Source organism: Helicobacter rappini, from assembly GCF_900198625.1.
GTDB lineage: Bacteria > Campylobacterota > Campylobacteria > Campylobacterales > Helicobacteraceae > Helicobacter_A > Helicobacter_A rappini.
The window spans coordinates 71,025-71,683 of the sequence record NZ_FZPK01000023.1 but is presented as its reverse complement, the minus strand read 5'-3'; the positions used below and the strand labels follow the sequence as shown (position 1 = coordinate 71,683).

General features: G+C 39.8%; 1 protein-coding gene. It reads left to right on the top strand.

Annotated elements, in window-relative coordinates:
• Positions 1–153: 153 nt before the first annotated feature.
• Positions 154–659 (top strand): TonB-dependent receptor domain-containing protein (locus C6H17_RS06240; protein ID WP_233714099.1); only part of this gene is annotated, 506 nt, incomplete at its 3' end.

Genomic DNA, 659 nt, shown 5'->3' with positions numbered 1-659 from the left:
GTGTGCAATAATACAACAAATTGCAAGGTTATAGCTAAATTTAACTCAACAAACAAGTCGATATAGATTCTAGAATCAAAGGGCTTTATCGACCTGCCTTATGAAAACTATCTAAGCATTGGGGCTCAATACTGGTTTTCATGGATGCAGGATATGGTAGCAAAGCCTAGTCAGTTTTCACAGCACACTCTCGCCCTTTTTGCAGAAAATGAATGGGAAGCCTTTGATGGATTTCGTTTTACTTTAGGGCTAAGGGAAGATTATAACTCACGCTTTGGTTTTAACACTTCGCCAAAGGCATATTTGGTTTATGAGGCAATCCCTGATTGGCTAACGCTTAAAGGTGGCGTAAGTATGGGGTATAAAGCACCATATCTTAATCAGCTCATAGATGGACAATATGGTTTTGGCGCACAAGGGCAACTCGCATTTTTAGGGAATCCAAACCTAAAACCTGAAACAAGCCTCAGCTTTGAGCTAACCGCTCTTACAGATAATGACTATTTTGAATCTGGAATCACCTATTTTTATAGTCTCTTTTGGGATAAGATTAGCTCGGAGACTTTAGCTAGTCAAGCAAATGCAAGTATATGTGGTAGTGCGGAATTCACTAGAGGTTGCTCTCGTGCGATCAATGTCGATAAATCCTATATACAAGG